The sequence below is a fragment of the Streptomyces sp. NPDC056600 genome, from assembly GCF_042792855.1.
Taxonomy (GTDB): Bacteria; Actinomycetota; Actinomycetes; order Streptomycetales; family Streptomycetaceae; genus Streptomyces.
Map to the genome: position 1 here is coordinate 39,873 of NZ_JBHTVQ010000043.1, position 19,580 is coordinate 59,452.

At 74.4% G+C, this 19,580-nt stretch carries 15 protein-coding genes and 1 pseudogene; 4 read left to right on the top strand and 12 right to left on the bottom strand.

Annotated features, from left to right (window positions below; genetic code table 11):
- Window positions 1-56 precede the first annotated feature (56 nt).
- Entirely contained in the window at window positions 57-851 is a 795-nt protein-coding gene (locus tag ACFRAV_RS21220) for a BTAD domain-containing putative transcriptional regulator (protein WP_382557833.1), read from the bottom strand.
- A gap of 248 nt (window positions 852-1,099) precedes the next feature.
- Between ACFRAV_RS21220 and ACFRAV_RS21225 the strand changes: the two genes are divergently transcribed.
- The 4 genes from ACFRAV_RS21225 to ACFRAV_RS21240 all read left to right on the top strand — a co-directional run bounded on the left by ACFRAV_RS21225 (window position 1,100) and on the right by ACFRAV_RS21240 (window position 5,678).
- On the top strand, window positions 1,100-1,459 hold the full coding sequence (locus ACFRAV_RS21225) for a hypothetical protein (RefSeq protein ID WP_382557834.1): 360 nt from the start codon (window positions 1,100-1,102) through the stop codon (window positions 1,457-1,459).
- Window positions 1,456-3,738 carry a TOMM precursor leader peptide-binding protein gene (locus ACFRAV_RS21230; RefSeq protein WP_382557835.1) on the top strand — a complete coding sequence of 761 codons (2,283 nt, stop codon included), beginning with the start codon at window positions 1,456-1,458 and terminating at the stop codon, window positions 3,736-3,738. Before ACFRAV_RS21225 ends, ACFRAV_RS21230 begins: the two co-directional genes overlap by 4 nt.
- 90 nt (window positions 3,739-3,828) lie before the next feature.
- Entirely contained in the window at window positions 3,829-5,040 is a 1,212-nt protein-coding gene (locus ACFRAV_RS21235; RefSeq protein ID WP_382557836.1) for a sensor histidine kinase, read from the top strand.
- Window positions 5,041-5,063: 23 nt separating this feature from the next.
- Window positions 5,064-5,678: a response regulator transcription factor gene (locus ACFRAV_RS21240; protein ID WP_351113202.1), complete on the top strand. Its 615-nt coding sequence runs from the start codon at window positions 5,064-5,066 to the stop codon at window positions 5,676-5,678.
- A 168-nt stretch (window positions 5,679-5,846) separates the two neighbouring features.
- On the opposite strand, the pseudogene ACFRAV_RS21245 reads toward ACFRAV_RS21240, so the two are convergent.
- The 11 genes and pseudogenes from ACFRAV_RS21245 to ACFRAV_RS21295 form a co-directional block, all read right to left on the bottom strand.
- Window positions 5,847-6,404: pseudogene (locus tag ACFRAV_RS21245) on the bottom strand (4'-phosphopantetheinyl transferase family protein); the annotation flags it as partial.
- A gap of 104 nt (window positions 6,405-6,508) precedes the next feature.
- Complete coding sequence (locus tag ACFRAV_RS21250; RefSeq protein ID WP_382557837.1) at window positions 6,509-7,765, bottom strand: acyltransferase domain-containing protein; 1,257 nt, start codon at window positions 7,763-7,765, stop codon at window positions 6,509-6,511.
- 38 nt (window positions 7,766-7,803) lie between these two features.
- Window positions 7,804-9,531 carry an acyl-CoA dehydrogenase gene (locus ACFRAV_RS21255; RefSeq protein WP_382557838.1) on the bottom strand — a complete coding sequence of 576 codons (1,728 nt, stop codon included), beginning with the start codon at window positions 9,529-9,531 and terminating at the stop codon, window positions 7,804-7,806.
- Window positions 9,528-11,285: a fatty acyl-AMP ligase gene (locus tag ACFRAV_RS21260; RefSeq protein WP_382557839.1), complete on the bottom strand. Its 1,758-nt coding sequence runs from the start codon at window positions 11,283-11,285 to the stop codon at window positions 9,528-9,530. The genes ACFRAV_RS21255 and ACFRAV_RS21260 overlap by 4 nt, the downstream gene beginning before the upstream one ends.
- Window positions 11,286-11,431: 146 nt before the next feature.
- Window positions 11,432-11,623, bottom strand: coding sequence for an acyl-CoA carboxylase subunit epsilon (locus tag ACFRAV_RS21265; protein WP_382557840.1), 192 nt, complete (start codon window positions 11,621-11,623; stop codon window positions 11,432-11,434).
- A gap of 116 nt (window positions 11,624-11,739) precedes the next feature.
- Window positions 11,740-12,375 carry a hypothetical protein gene (locus tag ACFRAV_RS21270; protein WP_382557841.1) on the bottom strand — a complete coding sequence of 212 codons (636 nt, stop codon included), beginning with the start codon at window positions 12,373-12,375 and terminating at the stop codon, window positions 11,740-11,742.
- Window positions 12,362-13,348 (bottom strand): aromatase/cyclase, encoded by a 987-nt coding sequence (locus tag ACFRAV_RS21275; RefSeq protein WP_351113196.1) that lies wholly within the window; start codon window positions 13,346-13,348, stop codon window positions 12,362-12,364. Before ACFRAV_RS21275 ends, ACFRAV_RS21270 begins: the two co-directional genes overlap by 14 nt.
- Window positions 13,349-13,489: 141 nt before the next feature.
- The gene (locus tag ACFRAV_RS21280; RefSeq protein ID WP_382557842.1) at window positions 13,490-14,533 is read right to left on the bottom strand and encodes a ketoacyl-ACP synthase III family protein; all 1,044 of its coding nucleotides are present in this window, start codon (window positions 14,531-14,533) and stop codon (window positions 13,490-13,492) included.
- Window positions 14,534-14,569: 36 nt separating this feature from the next.
- Complete coding sequence (gene cimA / locus ACFRAV_RS21285) at window positions 14,570-16,246, bottom strand: citramalate synthase (protein WP_382557843.1); 1,677 nt, start codon at window positions 16,244-16,246, stop codon at window positions 14,570-14,572.
- Window positions 16,247-16,436: 190 nt separating this feature from the next.
- On the bottom strand, window positions 16,437-18,209 hold the full coding sequence (locus ACFRAV_RS21290) for an MFS transporter (RefSeq protein WP_382557844.1): 1,773 nt from the start codon (window positions 18,207-18,209) through the stop codon (window positions 16,437-16,439).
- Between the two features lie 99 nt (window positions 18,210-18,308).
- Window positions 18,309-19,361: a CaiB/BaiF CoA transferase family protein gene (locus tag ACFRAV_RS21295; protein WP_382557845.1), complete on the bottom strand. Its 1,053-nt coding sequence runs from the start codon at window positions 19,359-19,361 to the stop codon at window positions 18,309-18,311.
- Between the last annotated feature and the right edge of the window lie 219 nt (window positions 19,362-19,580).

Genomic DNA, 19,580 nt, shown 5'->3' on the forward strand with positions numbered 1-19,580 from the left:
CCGGCGTCCCTCGCGCCCCGGGTGGGCGGGGCGCCGGGCGCCAGGCCCCCGCCGGGTCAGCGCTTGGCGGACACCGGGAGGTCGAGGGCCGGGTCGGCGGAGAGGACCGCCTGGTGCAGTCGCTTCAGTCGGGCCGAGGGCTCGAGGCCGAGTTCGTCGACGAGGGCGCCGCGCAGCCGCTGGTAGGCCTCCAGGGCGCGCCAGGCCCCGCCGGCCCGGTGCAGCGCGGTCATCAGCTGGGCGCAGAAGTTCTCGTGCATGGGGTGCCGGGCGACCAGCACGCGCAGTTCGGGCACGATCTCGGCGTGCCGGCCCATCCGCAGGTCGGCGTCGATCCGCCGCTCCAGCGCGGCCATCCGGTCCTCCTCCAGGCGCAGCACCTCCAGCTCGAGGACGGTGCCGACCCGGACGTCGACGAGGGCGGAGCCCTGCCACATCTTCAGCGCCCCGCCGAGCAGTTCGGAGGCGGTGCGGTGATCGCCCGCCTCGTGGGCGGCGCGTCCCGCGGCGGCGATACGGGCGAACTCGTGGGCGTCGACCTGGCCGGGCTGGACCTGCAGGAGGTATCCCCCGTGCTGGGTGACCAGGACGTCCTTGGGCCGGCGGGTCGGGTCGCCGTCGAGCGCGGCGGCGATCTTGCGGCGCAGCTGGAGGATGTACGTCTGCAGGGTGGTGGCCGCGCTGCGCGGGATGTCCTCCCCCCATATCTCCTCCATGAGGGTCGCCACCGTCACCACCCGGTCGGCCTGCAGGGCGAGCAGCGACAGGATCTGCCGGGGCTTGGCCGCGGTGGGGACGACGGACACCCCGTTCTCACGGGCCGCCAGTGGTCCCAGGACCTGGATCTCCATGTTCACGCCCTCCTTCGGTGCGTACGGCAAGTCCCTGGGTGGGCCCTGCACGGGCTGCGGAGTCTGCGGCGAGCCTCGCACCTGCGGCGTTCGAGTCCCAGTGAGCGCGTCACGTGGGCGGGCGTGAAAATGTCATGCCCCGCAGGTGACGTCGGCACTGTGCCGTCCGGCACGGCGCGCACCAGAATCCTGGCCATCGGGAAGTGAACGCAGCTTCGTGAGTCCGAACCCAACACAGAGGGATCATCATGAACACCGTCACGCACCTCTCCGCGCCGGCCGTCTCCGGGGCCGGCACGCTCCCGCTGACCGGCGATCACCGCTTCGCCCTGCTGACCGCCCGCGCCGGCCTCGAGCCCGAGCTGGCGCAGCGTTACACGAGCGACCCGGTCGCGGTCCTCGCCGAGTTCGGGTTCGCGGCGTCGGAGCCGGTGTACGGTGACGACTTCGCGGAGGCGTTCGGCGCCTCCCTCGCCGACGGCGGCATCGGCCGGACCCTGGTCATCGACCACCTGGACCGGCCGGGCTCCGGCGCGGCCGGCGGCTGCTACGGCTGCGCCACCATCATGGCGCCGCTTCCCGGTGAGTCCGGGGCGGCGCCTGCATGACCATCGCCGACGGGGGAACCGGCACGGAGCTGCCGGTGGGGTTCAAGAGACATCTGCGGGTGGAGGCCATCGACGGCGACGCCGTCTACCTCCTCTCGGAGCGGGGGACGACGGCGCTGCAGGGCCGTGAGGTCCAGGAACTCGCGGCGCTGCTGGACGGCACCCGCACCCTGTCGGGCGTGCTGCGGGAGGCGGCGGCCACGGTGCCGCCGGCCACCGCGGCGCGCGTGATCGCCGAACTGGCGCGGGCCGACCTGGTCGGCTACCACGACCCCGCCTCGGACGCGGCGGCCGAGGCGTACTGGGAGTTCGCGGGACTGAACCCCCGGAGCGCGTCGGCCTCGTTCCGCCTCAACGCGGTGCGGGTCGTGGACCTGGGCGGCCGCCGGGATCCCGCCGCCGCGGAGGCCGAGTGCCGGGTGGCCGGACTGCGGGTGGTCGGCGCCGCTGAGCCCGGCGAGGAGGCCGCCCTCACCCTCGTCCTGTGCGACGACTACCTGGATCCCCGTCTCGCCGAGGTGGACGCCTGGCACCGAGCGGCCGGCCGGGTCTGGCTGCCGGCCAAGCCGTCCGGCGCGGAGACCTGGGTGGGCCCCGTGTTCGGCGAGGACGGGGCCGCCTGCTGGGCCTGTCTGGCGCACCGGCTGCGCCAGCACCGCACCTCGTCCGCGCCGGTGCTGCACGCCCTGGGCCTCGACGGGACGGTTCCGGTCCCTGAGGTCTCCTTCGCCACCGTGCGGGCGCTGGGCCTGCACACCGCGGTGCTGGAGGCGGCGAAGTGGGTGGCGGGAATGCGGTACGAGGGGCAGCGCGCGGTGTGCACCCTGGACACCCGCACCCTGGCCACCGAGCGGCACCCGGTGTCGCGCCGTCCGCAGTGCCCCGTCTGCGGGGACCCGCGGCTGGTCGCCCGGCGGGTGCGGCGGCCCTTCGTGCCGGCCTCCAGCCCCAAGGCGGGCGTGGTGGGCGGCAACCACCGCTCGCTGAGCGCGGCGGCGGTGCTGGCGCGCTACCGGCACCTGGCCGATCCGGTCACCGGGATCGTCTCGGAGCTGAGACCCGCCCCCGGTTCGCCGGAGGGCCTGAACCGCTACCTGGCCGGCCGCAACCTGGCCCTGGGCGACAGCCGTTCGCTGGCCGGTCTGCGGGGCGGACTGCGCGGACGCAGCGGCGGCAAGGGGACCACGCCCGAGGAGGCCGAGGTCGGCGCACTGTGCGAGGCGCTGGAACGTTACTGCGGAGCGCGGCAGGGCGACGAGCCCGTGGTGCGCGACTCCCTCGCCGGGCTCGGCGAGGCGGCCCTGCACCCCAACTCCTGCCAGCTGTACGCCGACCGGCAGTTCGCGGAGCGGCACCTCTGGAACCCGGTGCACGCGCAGTTCCAGCAGGTCCCCCCGCCGTTCGACCCGCACGCGCCGGTCGACTGGACGCCGGTGTGGTCGCTGACCGCGAACGCCCACCGGCTGCTGCCCACCTCGATGCTCTACTTCGGCCCGCCGCCCGGCGGCGTCGCCGCGGCGCCGTGGGCGGACTCCAACGGCAACGCGGCGGGCAGCAGCCCGGAGGACGCCGTCGTCCAGGGGTTCCTGGAACTCGTGGAACGCGACGCGGTGGCCCTGTGGTGGTACAACCGCACCCGTCAGCCGGCCGTGGACCTCGACGCCTTCGACGAGCCGTGGCTCTCCCGCACCCGCCTCGCCTACGAGCGGCTCGGCCGCGAGCTGTGGGTGCTCGACCTCACCGCCGACCTCGGCATACCGGTCATGGCGGCGGTGACCCGCCGCTCCTCGGGACCGGTCCAGGGCATCTCCTTCGGCTTCGGCGCCCACTTCGATCCGCGGCTCGCGCTGCGCCGAGCGGTCACCGAGGCCGGCCAATTGCTGCCCGCACAAGCGGAATCGGCCGATCTCATGTCCGACGACGTGGACCTGACCCGCTGGTGGCACGGGGCGACGGTGGAGAATCAGCCATACCTTCGCCAAGATCCGGCCGAAGCCCCGCGCGCCCCCGCGTCCTACGCCTTCTCGCACCGTGAGGATCTGCGCGAGGACGTCGAGTTCGCCGAGAAGCTCGTCCGCGACCGGGGCATGGAGATGCTGGTGCTCGACCAGACCCGTCCCGACGTGGGACTTCCCGTGGTAAAGGTCGTCATCCCGGGGATGCGTCACTTCTGGGCGCGTTTCGCCCGTGGCCGCCTGTTCGACATCCCGGTCGAGCTGGGCAGGCTGTCACGTCCCACGCCGTACGAGGAAATCAACCCGATCCCCCTGTTTGTCTGAGTTCTACGGTGACCGCGCACCGTTGGCCTGTGTCCGGCGTCACGGCTTACCATGCGTCCGCCATCACGGATCCCTCGCTAGGAGGCGGCGATGCCGACGAGGAACGTCCTTCGGGTCTCACCCCGGACGCAGGCACCGGCTCCACGGCTCGCGCAGGCGATCATCGTGGTGGCGCTGGTCCTCTACGGCACCATGACGGTGCTGAACGTCGTGCGCACCAGCCCCCCGGTGGGCGAACTGACCGTCTGCGTCGGGCTGGTGCTCGCGCTGTTCGGCGTGCAGTTCGCGGTGTCCTCGCCGGGGGCCCGGCAGTGGCCCCCGGCCCGGAAGGCGCTGATGCTCGCCCTCCAGGCGGTGCTCACCTTCGCGCCGCTGGCCTGGTTCGGCGTCAGCTGGGGCAGCATGGAAGGGCCGCTGGCGGCCTCGCTGCTGCTCACGCTGCCGGCCCGCTACGCCTGGCCGAGCTACGCGGCACTGATCGCGTTCATCCCGGCGTACAACCTGCTGGCGGGAGCGCCGGTGGACCTGGTGGTCTACTACACCCTCGCCGGCACGCTGACCGGTCTGGTCATCTACGGCCTGACCCGCCTGACGGACCTGGTCCGCGAGGTGCACGACACGCGCGAGGAGCTGGCCCGCATGGCCGTCGCGCAGGAGCGGCTGCGGTTCGCCCGCGACCTGCACGACCTGCTGGGCTACAGCCTCTCGGCCATCACGCTGAAGGGGGAGCTCATCCAGCGGCTCATCACGACGCGGCCCGAGACGGCGCGCAAGGAGATCGCCTCCGTGCTCCAGGTGGCGCGGCAGGCGCTGGCCGACGTGCGGCTGGTCTCCAGCGGCTACCGCGACATGTCCCTCGCCGAGGAGGCCGAGTCCGCCGGGTCGGTGCTGGCCGCCGCCGACGTGCGGGCGCGGGTGGACGTGGAGTGCGGTCGGCTGCACCCGGTCGTCGACACCGTCCTGGCGACCGCGCTGCGCGAGGGCGTGACCAACATCCTCCGGCACAGCCGGGTGCGGGTGTGTTCCATCGAGGCGGAGATGGACGACGAAACGGTCCGTCTGCGTCTGACCAACGACCAGCCGCACGAGCACGGCCGGATCTTCTCCGACCACTCGGGCGGCAGCGGACTGGACAACCTGCGGTCCCGGGCGGCCGCCATCGGCGGCGGGCTCTCCGCGGGCCTCCAGGACGACGGCGGATTCCTGTTGGAGGTGTGGGCGCCGCTGCGGCCCCAGAGCGCCGAGGAGACGGAGCCGCTGATGTTCGAGCCGGCCCGCATGGAGAGAACCGCTGTGGCATGACGTCCATCTGACCGGGGGTAAGGATGTTGTCGGTGAGAATCCTCCTGGCCGAGGATGTTCACATGGTCCGGGGCGCGCTCGTCGCGCTGCTCCAGCTGGAGCCGGACCTGCACGTGGTGTCCACCGTCGACCGCGGGGACACCATCGTCGAGGCCGCGCTGGCCTGCAGGCCGGACGTGGCGGTGATAGACGTCGACCTGCCGGGCATCGACGGACTGACCGCGGCCGCCGAGCTGCACGAGCGGCTGCCGAGCTGCCGCACGCTGATCCTGACCACGCTCGGGCGCCCGGGCACGCTCCGCCGTGCCCTGTCGGCGCAGGTCTCCGGCTTCCTGCTCAAGGACTCGCCGCCCGACCAGCTGGCGCTGGCCGTGCGGTCGGTGGCGTCCGGCCGCCGGGTGGTGGACCCGCAGCTCGCGCTGACCGCGTGGGACTCGCCGGAGAACCCACTGTCACCGCGCGAGCTGGAGGTCCTACGCCTCGCCGCCCGGGGCGCCGACGCCGCCGAGATCGCCGGCTGCCTGTACCTGTCGAAGGGCACCGTCCGCAACTACCTGACGGCCATCGTCGGCAAGCTGGGGGCCCGCAATCGCATCGACGCCATCCGCATCGCCGAGGAGGCGGGCTGGCTGCCCTGACCGGGCCGGGCCGCGCGCCGGGCCGCCGGCGCCGAGCAGCGCGTCGAGCATGCCGTCGTCCAGCATGGTGCCCACCGACAGGTCCGCCAGGTCGCCGAACCCGGCGTCCCAGACGGCGACGCTCAGCACGAATCCGGCGCCCGCCGGGTAGGTGCCGAACTGCCACTCGCCGCCGGGCACCGGCGTGCCGTCGGGCCGCACCAGGCGCGGCGCGGCGTCGTCCAGGGCGAAGCCGAACTCGGTGAACCGGAAGCGCAGTCCCTGACCGAGCGCCTTGCTGTAGGCCTCCTTCAGGGTCCACAGCCGCACCATGGTGGCGTTGCGCGTCTCCTCGCCGCCCGCGTCCAGCCGTGCCTTCTCGTAGGGGGTGCACGCCTGCCGTTCGGAGCCGGTGTGCGCCAGACGCCGGTCGGCGCGCTCGACGTCCACCCCGATCCGGCCCCGACGGGTGATGCCGACGACCATGACGTCCTCGGTGTGGCTGAGGCTGACGTCGATCTGGTCGCAGCCGCGCACGTAGGGGCGGCCGCCCGGCTGGTAGGCGAGGTCGACCAGTTCGGGCGCGGTGCCGAGGACCGCGGCCGCCGAGCAGCGCAGCATGAGCCGCGAGGCCGCGAACCGCTCCCGCGAGCGGGCCCGGCCCATGCTCTCGTAGCGCCGCCAGTCGCGTCCCAGCCGGCGCCGCAGGTCGGCCTCCGAGCCGCCGTCGGGCAGCCACGGGCCCATCCGGGCGTACAGCACGACGGTGCCGGTGCGCAGCAGTTCGGCGCGCGCCTCGTCCCAGGGGCCGTCCGGGTCCGCGGCCTCCAGCGGGCGACTGGTCCGTCCCCTCACCGGGTGCCTCCCGGCAGGGCCGCGGCCAGCGGACCGGCGTCGAGGGCGGAGATCACCCCTGCCAGGTCGACGGCGTCGCTCTCCGGTCCCTGGCACACCGGCAGGCAGACAGGGCCGCGCGGGCCTCCGCCCATCCGCCGCAGGTAGGGGGTGAGCACCGCGCGCGGGCCGATCTCGACGACGTGGGTCGGCGTCTGCTGGGCGAGCATGCCGCGGGCCGCGTCGGCGAAGCGGACGGGCGCGGTGATCTGCTCGCTCCAGTAGGAGGTGTAGAGCGGCTCGGTGGTCAGCCGTCCGTGGACCGTCGAGTAGAACGGCACCCGGGCGGCCGCCGCGCGGATCCGGCGCAGTTCGGCCTCGAACGGGGCGACCACCGGGGCCATCAGCGGCGAGTGGAAGGCGTGCGAGACGGCCAGGTGACGGCAGCGGACGGAGCGCTCCGCGAGCCGGCCCTCGATGCGGGCCAGGGCGGCCCGGTCGCCGGACAGCACGACGGACTTGGCCGCGTTGACGGCGCCGATGCCGGCGGCGGGCTCCTCGGCGACGAGTTCGGCCGCCTCGTGCGGGGTGACGCAGACGGCCATCATGCCGCCGCCGGGCGGCAGTTCCTGCATGAGGGCGCCGCGCGCGCAGGCCAGGCGGGCGGCGTCCGGGAGGGTCAGCGCGCCGGCGACGGCGGCGGCCGCGAACTCGCCGATGCCGTGGCCCAGGACGGCGACCGGGCGCACCCCGGCCTCCTCCAGGGTGCGCGCCAGGGCGTAGCCCACGGCGAACAGGGCGGGCTGCGTCAGCGCGGTGCGGTGGACGGCCTGGTCGCCGGTGAGGATCAGCTCGACCACGGACCGTCCCGTCCAGGGGCGGACGGCGGCGTCCGCCTCGTCCAGGAAGGTCCGGTAGCCGGTGGAGTGGCGGTAGAGGCCGGTGGTCATGCCGGGGTGCTGGGAGCCCTGTCCGGTGAAGACGAACGCCGTCCGCACCCGGTGGCCGTCCCGGCCCGCGCCGCGCATGGCGAGCAGCTCGGCGAGCCGGCGCACGGTGGGGTACGCCTGGACGTCGTCGGGTTCGATGAGCTCTCCGAACTCCTCCTCGATGTCGCCGTACAGGCTGAGCGCCGCGACCGAGTCGAAGCCCTCCTCGGCCAGCGGCACGCTGTCGTCGACGGGGTGTCCGATGTAGTGGGCGACGCGTTCGCTCAGCCATTCCCGGTGCGCGACGGCGAAGTCGTCCTGTTCTCCGTGTGGTTGGTCCTTCATGGGGTGCTCCCTGACGTGCTCTGCGGGGGGACGGGGGGTCAGGCGAGCCGGGAGGCGTAGAGGTCGTAGCTGCGGCGGTTGTGCAGCCGCGCGACGACCTCGTCGAGCACCAGCCGTTCCTGCCCTTCCGGACGGTCGGGCAGCGGCAGCCCGAGGCGTTCGACGAGGCGGTAGAGCGCCGCGGTGATCCAGGCGGGCGTGGCGAGGAAGGCGCTCGCGGGGCCGGTGGGGGCCCTGCGCTCCTCCCGCCACACCCCGAGGCAGGCCGCCGCGGCGAGGACGAGGGTGTAGCGGTCCGCGAGTCCGAAGCTGCGGGGGCTGGACAGCGCCTCGCGGTCCCCCTCGGCGACGTCCTCGAACGCCTTCTTCAGTTCGGCGAGTTCGCCCGTGAGGACCCGCACCAGGAACCGCAGGACGGGGCCGCCGTCGTCGCACGGCGGCCGGGCCGCCTCCAGGAGGTCGGTGGAGGCGACCAGCGTCGCGGCGAGCGGGTCGCCGTCGCCGAGGAGCACCAGCTGCGAGAGGTCGAGTGGGGGGATCGCCTCGTCGTGCCGGAACAGGGAGGGCGGCGGTTCGGGGTCGGCGAACCAGGCGTGCCGGGCGAAGTAGGGCAGCTGCGGCAGGATGCTGACCTGCCGGCCGGCGCTGCCGGCGTGCCCGAGGGAGGTGACCGGCAGGTCGCGGCGCTGCTTCTGGAACATCCCGTACGCGCCGTCCTGCGCGAAGGTCTCCTCGCCCAGCACGGAGGACATCTCGTCCATGCTCTCCGCGACCAGCTTGGGGGCCAGGTAGGCGGCGGCCGCCGCGTACGCGCTCATCTGCCCGGGCAGCAGGTGCAGCGCCCGGGTGGCGACCAGGGCGAGGCAGTCGATGACCAGCAGGTCGAGGAAGCCGCCGGTGAGGACGTCCCGCACGTGCCGCACGTCCAGGGAGGAGCGGCCGTCGGCGCGGGGGCGGACGGCGAAGCGGACCACGGTGCGCAGCGCGGTGTCGGCGCCCGCGAGGACGATCGACGGGATGAGGCCGCGGATCAGCAGGGAGGAACGCAGCGAGAGTTCGTAGCCGTCGCCGATCTCCCCGAGCACCGCGTCGGCGGGCACCGGGCAGTCGGTGATCGCCAGTCCGCCGAACTCGGCGCTGCGCATGCCGGTGGTGGTGCGGCGGGCCAGGTCGGTGACCCGGTCGGCGGGCAGCTCGTCGCGGTCGAGCAGCAGGACACTGTGGCTGCGGCCGCGGGCGGCCGTGCCCGTGCGGGCGAAGACGACCAGGCCGGTGGCGCGGGAGGCGTTGGCGATGGCCGACTTGCTGCCGTCCAGCACCAGGCCGCCGGGGACGGTCCGGGCGGTGAACTCGTCGCGGACGAAGTCGTTGCCGTGGGCGACCTCGTGCCGGGCGACGGCGATGCGCCGGCCGGTCAGGAGGAGCCGGGCGGCGTGCCGGCGCTGCTTCTCGTCGCCGGCGGTCCATACCGGGGCGGCGGCGAAGAAGCAGTTGAGGCCGTAGCCGAAGCCCAGGGAGGCGTCGCGGCGGAACACCGGGCGCAGCAGTCTGCCCAGGTGGTCCATCCGCTCGAGCCGGCCGCCGACGTCGGCGGGGACGAACTCGGCGTTGAGCCCGAAGTCGTCGAGCACCCGCTCGGCCTCGGGCAGCATCTCGCCGGCCGCGTCGGCGGCCAGCAGGGCCGCGGCGCCCAGCGGGTTGTCCGGGTCGTCGAGGGCGCCGAACGCCAGCTCCAGGGTGGCCGCGCGTTCGGGTGCGCCGGTCACCGCCCACCCCCGGCCACCAGCAGCCGCTCGACCTCGGGTTCCACCCGCTGGTGCAGCGGGGCGAGTTCGCCGCGCAGGAACAGGCGGCGCATCGCGGCCCGTTCCACCTTGCCGCTCGTGGTCCGGCGGACCGTGCCCGGCCGCACCAGCAGGACGGCAGCGGCCCGCACGTCGTACTCCTCGATGATGCGCTGCTGCACGGCGGCCACCAGAGCGGCCAGGTCGACGTCGTAGCGGCTGCCGGCGCGCAGCTCCTGGACGACGACGATCCTCTCGCGGACGCCGGGCACGGCGAAGGCGGTGGCCGCGCCGAACACCCCGCTGACCTGCTGGACGGTGCGCTCCAGGTCCTGCGGGTAGAGGTTGCGCCCGGCGACCACGATCATGTCCTTGAGGCGGCCGGTGACGTACAGCAGGCCGTCGTGGAAGGCGCCGAGGTCTCCGGTGCGCAGGTACCCGCCGCCCTGTCCGGCGATCCGGCAGCCGAACGCGGCGTTGGTCTCGGCGGGGCGGGCCCAGTAGCCGGGGCCGACGCCGGCGCCTCTGACCCAGATCTCGCCGACGTGGCCGTCGGGGACCTCGGCGTGGCTGTCGGGGTCGACGATCCGCACGTCGGCGGAGGCGGGCGGCCCGCAGTGCGCGAGGAGGCGCACCTGGCCGGCGGGCTCTTCGAGCCGGCCGCTCTCCAGGGCCACGGCGTCGACGGGGAGCGGTGCGGCGGCGCCGTCCTCGCGGGAGCCGGAGACCATCAGGGTGGCCTCGGCCAGGCCGTAGCAGGGCGTCAGTGCCCGCGGGTCGAGCCCGGCCGGGGCGAACCGCTCGGCGAACGCGGCCAGGGTGGTGGCGTCGACGGGTTCGCCGCCGTCGACGGCGGTCTCCCAGCAGGACAGGTCGAGGCCGACGAGCTGGGAGTCGTTGACGCGGCGCACGCACATCTCGTACGCGAAGTCCGGGGCGGCGCTCACGGCGATCCGGTGACGGGAGATGGTCTCCAGCCAGTTGGCGGGGCGCCGGACGAAGGCGGCCGGGGTCAGCAGGACGGCGGTGCCGCCGAGCCACAGCGGGTGCAGCAGCTGCCCCACCAGGCCCATGTCGTGGTACAGCGGCAGCCAGCCGCCGACCCGAACGCCCTCGCGGGTGCCCAGCGCCTGCCGGATGGCCCGCTGGTTGGCGAGCAGGCTGCGGTGGGTGACGACCACGCCGCGCGGGTCGCGGGTCGAGCCGGAGGTGTACTGGAGGTAGGCGACCGCGTCGGCGTCCGGCGCGGACGGCTCGTCGGAGCCGGGGCCGACGGCGGTCGGGGCGTCCGCGGCCGGACCGTCGGTGGGCAGGCAGACGACCTCGCCGTGACCGGTGCGGGCGAGCAGCCGCGACACCTCGCCGGCCTCGTCGGTGGAGGTGAGCACGCAGACCGCGGCCGTCTCCCGGACGATCCCGGCGACCCGCTGGTCGTGGTGGCCGCGCCCGTCGGGCGGGGCCACGGGGACGGCGACCGCGCCCGCGTGGAGGCAGGCGAGGAACGCGGTGACGAACAGCTCGCGCGAGCGGTGGGCGACCAGCACCCTCTCGCCCGGGCGGACGTGCCGGGCCAGTACGGCGGCCAGGCCGCGCACCGAGCGGTCGAGGGCGGCGTAGGTGATCGTCCTGGGCCGCAGGCCGCCGCGATGCTCGGTGAGGAGGATCAGCGCCTCCCGGTCCGGCGTCCTGACCGCCTGGGCCCGGATGTGCTCCGTCAACGTCCGGTGAACGGTCACGTCTCCCCCTTCCCCGCCGTGCGCCCGTCCTCCGGGACGGGTGGCGGCCGGCTCTGCTGTCGGCGGGCGGAGTGCCTGTCCCTCGGCGCTCTCGTCGAGGAGGGCTCCGCCGCGCGTGGATGTGCGGCCTCGCCGCGGGCTCCCGGTCACGGCGTGGTCCCCGCGGGCACGGGCCGGTGGCCGTCGCTCCGCACGGTCCAGCCGGCGTAGGCCGGCCGGGCCGGCGCGCCGGGTTCGCCGACGCGGCGCGACAGGGCGAGCAGCACGGCCGTGACCGCCGCCAGCTCGGCCGCGTCGGGCCGGCCCCGGACCACCTCGATACGCATCGGATTCGCCATGCCGACAGCCTGCGCCCGGGCGCTCGAAGCGGGCTCGCGTCCCGGACGCGCCGGAGCCGAGGCCCCCGGGCCGTGTCCGGCACGGTCGGGTCCTCGGCTCCGGCGGGGTGCGCGCCTCAGGACAGGAGGCGTTCGTAGGCGACGTGCCGGGTGCGTTCCACCTCGACGTCGGCGGTGTTGCGCATCCGGGCGAGCAGCGAGACGTGGCCGCGGCCGGCCAGCGCCCGCTCGCAGTCCCCGGTGTCGCGCCACCAGTGCACGCCCGTCCAGGTGCCCGGGTGCAGCGTGGAGCGCAGCAGGTCGCTGCCGCCGAAGCCGTCGAGTCCGGCGAAGTACTCCGTGGTCTCGGCGAACAGGCGCCGGAAGGCGGAGGAGTCGCTGCCGCCGAAGGTCCTGGCCCGGGTCAGGACGACGTTCTCCGCACCCACCAGGGCCTCCCCGCGCAGCACCCGGCCCTCGCTGACGGCCTGGTCCGCCTCGGCGTCGACCATGGGGCCGAGCTTCCTGACGTAGCCGTGGAAGTCGTCCTCGTGCACGGTGTCCAGGAAGCCGCGGGTGGTCCGCCAGTGCCCCAGGTGCACGTACACGTCGGGACGCTCGACGAGCCGGACGGTGACCAGGAAGTCGAAGTCGGGCCGGCCCCGCAGGTACTGGGAGTGCTCGCGGAACGCCCGCTCGAAGCGTCCGGTGTCGCCCCGGACCGTGAACCGGTTGATCACGGTGAGCGGGGTCTCCTGCCTACGCCCGGGCACGCGCTTCCTCCGCGAACCGCTTGGCGTGCTTCAGGGTGGTCGAGCTGTTGGTGCCCAGCGCCTTGCGCACCAGCGCGCGGGCCTCGGCGAGGGTGGCCTCGGGGCCGAGCGCGGTGCGCACGCCCTCCGGGTCGAGGGTGACGGTGTGCCAGGAGGTGGCCCGCACGTTGCCGTCGCCGAGGGTCTCGATCACCCAGCGCCCGGTGTGGCCGCTCATCGCGACCGGCACCTTGAGCTGCTTGTAGACGATCACGTTGCGGTCCTCGAAGACCACGCGCACCGACGTGGTGTTGTGGGTGGATCCGTCCGGGCTCGCGGTGTCCATGTCCATGTGCTGGATGCCGGTGCCGTCCTCGGTGAGGTCGAGGCGGGCCACGTGCGGGAGGCGCTCGGGCCACAGGTCGGCGCGGTCCAGGAAGGCGAAGACGTCGCCGGCCGCGCCGAAGACGGTCTCGGAGTCGCTGAAGGTGAAGTGCAGTTCCTCGCGTGCGTCGCCGAGTTCGGCGGTGTTCTTCAGGGCGAGGAGTTCGGCGCGGCTGTTGCCGTCCACGGCGCGCTCGATGAGTTCCTCGGCGGCCGGGTCGCCGTCCACGGCGCGGTAGTCGTGCAGCAGCGTGACGTGGGTGGTGCCGTCCTCCAGTTCCCGCAGGCGCCACTCGCCGCCCATGGAGGCGACGGGCGCGGCGGTGACGACCTGGCGGAAGGTGATGGTGCGGGCGGCCGGGTCCAGTTCGCGGCGCGAGGTCCAGGTGCGGACCCGGTCGCCGGCCACCGCCCAGATGCGCAGGAGCTGCTCGCCGCCCTCGGCGGGGGCCTCCTCCAGCACCTCGACGTGCACCGTGGGCCCGAAGACCTGCGGCCACCCGGCGACGTCGGCCACCAGCGCGTAGACGGTGTCGGCCGGCGCGGCCACGGTGATGGAGTGCTCGGTGACGTGCAGAGCTTCGGTCTCGGACGCAGCGGTCGGTGCCACGGCGAAACTCCCTTCAAAACGGTCCGCCGGAAGGGCGGAACTCGAGGCTGGCATGAACGGCTGGAGCGGAACTGGAGCCGCGGTGGACCGCCGGTGGGGCCGGAGCGGTCGCGGAGGCCGGTCGGCAGGTCGGGCGGCAGGTCAGGCGGGACTCTCCCCGGCCCAGGAGGGCCGCTCGAGGACGTCGACGACGGCGCAGCCCCAGCTGTAGCCGGCGCCGACGCTCACCAGGACCACCCGGTCGCCGGGCGCCGCGCGGCCGGTGGAGACGAGGTGGTCCAGGCCGGCGAACTGGTCGCCCGCCCCGAGGTGGCCGACGGTGCGGCTGAAGTCCCAGGTGGTGCGGGCGGGGTCGATGCCGAACGGCTTGTAGTAGATGGCGGTCAGCCGGCGGCGGCCGAAGTGCGGCAGCACCACCCAGTCGGCCTCGGCCAGGTCGGAGCCCGCGTCCGCGAGGGCCTGCTTGATGACGGTCTGCTGGCCGTTGTGGGCGCGGGTGATGGCGTAGGACAGGCCGGTGCGGCCGACGAAGGCCTTCTTGGCCGCCTCGAAGTCGACGGGCATGCGGTGGCCGAAGGGCGCCGTGGTGAACGGGTCGTCGCCGCGGTGCAGCGGCTCCAGTTCGGGGTCGGCGTGCAGCGCGAGGGAGACCAGGCGGGCGTAGCCGCCGCGCCGGGAGAGCACCAGCGCGGTGGCGCCGTCGGCGTAGGGGGTGCCCGGGTCGGTGGTCCAGCGGTCGATGCCGGGCGCGCAGAAGCGGTCCGCGGTGGTCAGCAGGGCGTCACCGCGGCCGTGGCCGGCCGTGAGGTAGGCGGCGGCGAGGTCCAGGGCGGCCAGTCCGCCGTTGGACATCTGGCGGATCTCGACGGCCGGGCAGCTGTTGCGCAGCGCCTCGCGCTGGATGTACGAGGCGACCGGCCACAGGTCCTGGCCCTGGTGGTAGGTGTCGGCGTGCAGCAGCAGGTCCACGTCGCCGCCGCCGCTGTCGGCCCGGCCGAGCGCGGTGCGGGCCGCGGCGGCGGCCATCTCGGCGGCCGACTCCTCGGGCGAGTACGCCACCGACTCCATGCCGGTGGCGGCGGCCGTCCCCGGCGGGCACGCGCCGGAGGCGACGGCGTCGGCGAGCGTGAGGCGGGAGGGGAGCCGGGTGGAGGTCCCCCGTATGTAGACGTCTTCGGGACGCACTGTCTCTCCAGCTCTGCTTGTCGGGGGGCTCGTCGGTCAGGGGCGGAGCGGCTCGGACCCGTCCGCCGCGGCGGGGGCGCCGGCCGTGCCGGGCGCGACGGCGGTGCGGCGCCCGGCCGTCAGGGCCGCCTGGGCGGGTGCGGTGTCGAGCAGGACGTAGTGGACGGCGTCGAGCAGGGCGTGCCAGCTCGCCGCGGTCGTGTTGGCGTCCACGCCGACGGTGTTCCAGCGGCGGCCGCCGTCCTCGTAGGAGATGAGGACGCGGGCGGCGGCGCCGCTGCCCCTCTCACCGCCCAGGACCCGCACCCGGTAGTCGACGAGCCGCAGCCGGGCGAGGGCGGGGAAGCACGGGTCGAGCGCGGCGTGCAGCGCGGTGTCCAGGGCGTTGACCGGGCCGTTGCCCTGGCCGGTGGCGGTCACGGACCGGCCGTCGACCGTCAGGGACACGCTGGCCTCGGTGCGGACCTCGTCGTCGCCGACGCCCAGGACGCCCACCGACCACGACTCCACCGCGAACGGGCGCGGCCGCGGGGCGCCCGACAGCTCCTCGCGCAGCAGGAGTTCGAAGGAGGCGTCGGCCGACTCGAAGCTGTAGCCGACGTTCTCGAGTTCCTTCACGCGCCGCGCGGCGCGGGCCACCTCCTGGGAGCCCGCGGCCACGTCGTAGCCGAGTTCGCGGGCCTTGAGCTCGATGGAGGAGCGTCCGCCCATGTCGGAGACCAGGGTGCGCATGGCGTTGCCGACCAGGGCCGGGCGGGTGTGCTGGTAGAGGTCGGGGTCCACGCGCAGCGCGGAGGCGTGCAGCCCGGCCTTGTGGGTGAAGGCGGAGGCGCCGATGTAGGGGGCGGCGACCGCGCCGGGCAGCTGGGTCAGCTCGGCCACCGCGCGGCCGGTCTCGGCGAGCGCGGCCAGCCGCTCCAGCGGCACGATCTCCCGTCCCCGCTTGAGCACCAGGTTGGCGACGACGGTGAACAGGTCGGCGTTGCCGCAGCGTTCCCCGTAGCCGTGGGCGGTGCCCTGGGCGTGGTCGGCGCCGGCGTCGACGGCCGCCATGGTGTTGGCGACGGCGCAGCCGGTGTCGTCGTGGCAGTGGATGCCGATCCGGGCGCCGGTGGCCGCCAGCGTGTCGGCGACCACGGCGGCCACCTCGTCGGGCAGCGAGCCGCCGTTGGTGTCGCACAGCACGACGGTCTCCGCGCCCGCCTCCGCGGCGGTGCGCACCACGCCAAGGGCGTAGTCGCGGTCCAGCTGGTGCCCGTCGAAGTAGTGCTCGGCGTCGACGAAGACGCGGCGGCCGGCGCGCACCAGGTGACGCACGGTGTCGTCGACCATGGCGAGGTTCTCCGCCAGGGTGGTGCGCAGCGCGTGCAGGACGTGTCCGGTGTGGCTCTTGGCGACCAGGGTCACCACGGGCGCCCCGGAGTCCAGCAGCGCCTGCACCTGCGGGTCGTCGGCGGCCCGGACGCCGGGCCTGCGGGTGGCTCCGAAGGCGGCCAGTTCGGCGTGTTCGAGGCGCAGTTCGGTGCGGGCTCGGCGGAAGAACTCGGTGTCCCTGGGGACGGCGCCGGGCCAGCCTCCCTCGATGAACCCGATGCCGAGTCCGTCGAGCAGGCGGGCGACGGCGAGCTTGTCCTCGACCGTCAGCGCCATGCCTTCCTGCTGGGCGCCGTCGCGCAGGGTCGTGTCGTAGAGCTGGAAGCCCCGCTCGGCCATCGCCCCTCCCTAGTTCTCGCGTGCCGGCTTCTCCGGCCGCTCTCGGATGCTGTCCCCCACCGTCCGGCGACGGGCCGGAGGACCGCTGGAGCGTGGATGGACCGGGCGCAGGACGACGCGGCGGGACCGGGGGACGCGTGTCCCGTCCGGTCCCGCCGCGCGGGAGGTGGTGCGAGGCGTGCGGCGTGGCTCAGGAGGCCGTGGCGGTCTGCGGCTCCTCGCCTCCCTCGTTCTCCTCCTCCTCGGGCGCCTCCAGGCGCATCTGCCGCGGGATCGCGAACATCAGCGCGAAGGCGAGGGCGACCACGCCGGCGAACACCCAAAGGGTGGTCCCCAGGCTGAGGGCGAAGGAATCGCCCTGCGCGTCCTTGGCGTACTCGGCGACCATCGGGGCCGACCGCTCGTCCCGCAGGGGGGCCGCGGCGCAGCTCCCGGGCGCCACCGACGGGTCCTTCTCCTCGACCCGGTCGACCGCGCACGCGCGGTAGGCGGCCACGGTGGTGTCGGCCTCGCCGGGGGTGAGGTGGGCGGTGGCGACCAGGTCGCGTCGCAGGTTCGCGGCCTGGTCGTCGATCGTGGAGCCGGTGTTGCCGCCGAGGCCCGCGAAGAAGACCACGCCGACCAGCGCGCCGCCGACCGCGAAGCCGAGCTGGGCGTTGGTGTGCACGATGCCGGAGGCGGAGCCGGCGTCCTTCTGCGGCACCTCGGAGATGACGATCTGCGGCAGCGGGGCGGCGATCAGGCCGAAGCCGAGGCCCACCAGCAGCATCGGCACCACGAGGTCCCCGGAGCTGATGGAGCTGCCGTAGTGGCTCGATGCCCACAAGAAGTACAGCGCGCCGGTCACCGTGACGACCGCGCCGGCCTGCAGCACCTTGCGGCCGAACCTGGGCACCAGGACGACCATGGCCGCCGAGGAGGTCAGGAACGCGCCGATGCAGAAGGACAGGCTGGTCATGCCGGCCCGCATCGGGGACCAGCCGAGGCCGACCTGCATGTAGACGGTCCAGCCGATGTTGAACATGCCGATGCCGACGTAGAAGGCGAGGTTGACGCCGAGGCCGGAGGAGAAGCTGCGGATGCGGAACAGCGCGAGCTCCATCAGCGGCGAGCCGTCCAGCACCGTGCGGCGCCGCTGCCACATGACGAATGCGGCGAGGACCGGCACCGAGGCCGCCATCGACACGAAGCCCCACAGCGGCCAGCCCAGCTCACGGCCCTGCAGCAGCGGGAAGAGCAGCAGCATGAGGCCGACGGTGGCCAGGACGACGCCGCGGACGTCGAGCTTCAGGGCGTGCGGGGCACGCGACTCGCGCAGCACGCGCGGGGCGTAGATCATGCCGAGGATGCCGACCGGGATGTTGATCAGGAAGATCAGCCGCCAGCCGAGGCCGAAGAGGTCCCATTCGGCGAGCGGTCCGCCCGCGGCCATGCCGACGGCGGCGGCCAGACCGGCCACGCCTCCGTACATGGCGAACGCGCCGGCCCGCTCCTTGCCCGAGAAGGTGACGTGCAGGATGGCGAGGATCTGCGGCACCATGACGCCCGCGAAGGCGCCCTGGATCATGCGGGAGACGACCAGCTGCCACGGCTCCTGGGCAAGGCCGGCGCCCAGCGAGGCGAGGGTGAAGCCCACCACGCCGAGCAGGAACATCTTCCGGCGGCCGTGGATGTCGCCGAGGCGTCCGCCGAGGATCAGCATCAGGGCGAAGCTGAGCTGGTAGCCGACCAGCACCCACTGGATGACGGACCAGCCGCCGCCGATGCCCTGCTGGATGGACGGGGAGGCCACGTTGGCGATGGTGCCGTCGAGCATGTCCATGAATGCCGCGACGAGCAGCACCAGGAGGGCCATCCACCGCTTCGGGTCGGGCGTCGCCGCGCCGTCGGGGACGGGCGCGGTGCTCCCGCCCGCGGGTACCTCCTTCTCCGTGGGCGGAGCCTGCTCGGAGGAAATAGCCATGGTGTACCCATCAGATCATTGGGGGGGCCGGGTGGGGCCCTCGGAAAAACGCCGCGGACGGCCGGACGCCCTCACAGCACCGGAGGTGCAGGATGCCGGTTACCGGTGGAGTTCCGCCCGAGCGCCGCTGAAGCGCGGCGCCGGGGCGGCCGGGCCGCTGTCGCGGGCCCGGTGGTGGGGGTGTGAGGCGGCCTCGGCCGCGGTCAGCACCGGGGTCACGCACGCCTCGGTCGGCTCGAACAGCCGCGCCCAGTGGTCGCGGTCGTGGCAGGCGAACCGGCGGGCGAACTCTTCGCGCAGGACAGGCCAGTTGGCGGGGTCGTCGCGGTCGGGCAGGGCCCGTGCGTCGAGGCCGAGGCCGTCCAGGAGCGCCGCGTAGAAGCGCTCCTCCAGGGCGCCGACGGCGACGTGGCCGCCGTCCGCGCAGGGGTAGCAGGTGTAGAAGGGGGCGCCGCCGTCCAGCAGGTTCGCCCCCCGCTCGTCGCGCCACTGCCCGGCGGACCGCATCGCGGTGAGCATGCCGAGCATCGCGCCGACCCCGTCCACGATCGCCGCGTCGACGACCTGCCCGGCGCCGGTGGCCGCCCTGCCGTACAGGGCGGCGAGCACGCCGGCGACCAGGAACATCGAGCCGCCGCCGAAGTCGCCCAGCAGGTTGAGCGGGACGACGGGCGGGCCGCCCCCCTCCCCGATCGCGTGCAACGCCCCGGTCAGCGCCAGGTAGTTGATGTCGTGTCCGGGGGTGCGGGCCAGCGGCCCGTCCTGGCCCCAGCCCGTCATGCGGGCGTAGACCAGTGCCGGGTTGCGCCCGAGGCACACCTCGGGGCCGATACCGAGCCGCTCCGCGACGCCGGGGCGGAAGCCCTCGACGAACACGTCGGCGTCGTCCACCAGGCGCAGCAGCCGCGCCACGTCGTCCGCGTCCTTGAGGTCGAGCGCGACGCGCCGCTGCCGGCCCCGGTCGAGTTCCCGGTGCCACCGTTCGAACGACCGCACGCCGTCGGCCCGTTCGACGCGGACCACCTCGGCGCCCAGGTCGGCGAGGACCATGCAGGCGAAAGGGACCGGCCCGATGGCCGACAGTTCGACCACCCGCAGCCCGCTCAGCGGGCCCCTCGCGCAGGTCGCGTCCTGCGTCGTTGCGCTACCCATCCGGCAAGACTGCGGCCGGCCGCCTGAGCCCTCCTCGGGGCCCTCTGGAGCCGCCGCGTCCCGGCTCCACCTGCGCCCGAGCCGCCGCTGGCACCGTGTCGCGGGAACTGTCGGTCCGTCCGGTTCCGCACGCGGACCGCCCAGCAGGAAGGACCCACTGCGACCACCGGTGCCAGGGAGCGGGGCGCCGCCGAGGCGGAGGCCGCCACCCGGTCGGCG

Bases quoted from the DNA above. Each gene is read 5' to 3' on its own strand.
- ACFRAV_RS21235 (WP_382557836.1), top strand. From the start codon at position 3,829: ATGCCGACGAGGAACGTCCTTCGGGTCTCACCCCGGACGCAGGCACCG.
- ACFRAV_RS21225 (WP_382557834.1), top strand. From the start codon at position 1,100: ATGAACACCGTCACGCACCTCTCCGCGCCGGCCGTCTCCGGGGCCGGC.
- ACFRAV_RS21265 (WP_382557840.1), bottom strand. From the start codon at position 11,623: ATGGCGAATCCGATGCGTATCGAGGTGGTCCGGGGCCGGCCCGACGCG.
- ACFRAV_RS21220 (WP_382557833.1), bottom strand. From the start codon at position 851: ATGGAGATCCAGGTCCTGGGACCACTGGCGGCCCGTGAGAACGGGGTG.
- cimA (WP_382557843.1), bottom strand. From the start codon at position 16,246: ATGGCCGAGCGGGGCTTCCAGCTCTACGACACGACCCTGCGCGACGGC.
- ACFRAV_RS21250 (WP_382557837.1), bottom strand. From the start codon at position 7,765: ATGAAGGACCAACCACACGGAGAACAGGACGACTTCGCCGTCGCGCAC.
- ACFRAV_RS21240 (WP_351113202.1), top strand. From the start codon at position 5,064: ATGTTGTCGGTGAGAATCCTCCTGGCCGAGGATGTTCACATGGTCCGG.
- ACFRAV_RS21290 (WP_382557844.1), bottom strand. From the start codon at position 18,209: ATGGCTATTTCCTCCGAGCAGGCTCCGCCCACGGAGAAGGAGGTACCC.
- ACFRAV_RS21295 (WP_382557845.1), bottom strand. From the start codon at position 19,361: ATGGGTAGCGCAACGACGCAGGACGCGACCTGCGCGAGGGGCCCGCTG.
- ACFRAV_RS21230 (WP_382557835.1), top strand. From the start codon at position 1,456: ATGACCATCGCCGACGGGGGAACCGGCACGGAGCTGCCGGTGGGGTTC.